Below are 611 nucleotides of genomic sequence, written 5' to 3'. Positions count from 1 at the left end.
TTTAACCAAGGCGAGCCAGAACTAGCACTAACCAGACCTTATGTTGAGCGAGCATTCGATGTAATTGGAAAAAACTTTGATGAGCAGTCGCGCCTTGATAAACAAGCGTCTGTGTGTGCTCAGTGCCATGTCGAATACTACTTTACAGAACCAACGAAAGCGGTGAAATTCCCTTGGGATATGGGTACGACGGTCGGTGACATGGAGAAGTATTACGATGCGTTGGACTTTAAAGATTGGACTCACGCCGTTTCTAAAGCACCGATGCTAAAAGCACAGCACCCTGGCTTCGAGACTTGGCGTGAAGGGATTCACGGCAAAAACAAAGTGGTTTGCGTCGATTGCCATATGCCGAAGGTGACAAAAGAAGATGGTACCGTTTATACCGATCATAAAGTAGGCAATCCTTTCGACCGCTTCGAAGACACATGTGCGCAGTGCCATACTCAAACCAAAGAGCAGCTACGTAACATCGTGTCGTCACGCAAAGCGCAGGTGTTGAACATGAAATTAACCGCCGAGAAGCAAATTGTCGCGGCGCATTTTGAAGCTGGAGAAGCATGGAAAGCAGGAGCAACGGAAAAAGAAATGAAGCCGATTCTCCAAGATAT

The 611-nt window shown here is 47.0% G+C and carries 1 protein-coding gene; it reads left to right on the top strand.

What is annotated here, in order from left to right:
- On the top strand, window positions 1-611 hold a 611-nt coding region (locus R7Z47_RS25655), incomplete at both ends, for an ammonia-forming cytochrome c nitrite reductase subunit c552 (RefSeq protein ID WP_318130867.1).

It is taken from the genome of Vibrio sp. 1641, assembly GCF_033339995.1.
Classification (GTDB): Bacteria; Pseudomonadota; Gammaproteobacteria; order Enterobacterales; family Vibrionaceae; genus Vibrio; species Vibrio alginolyticus.
This window is presented reverse-complemented; position numbering and strand designations above follow the sequence as displayed.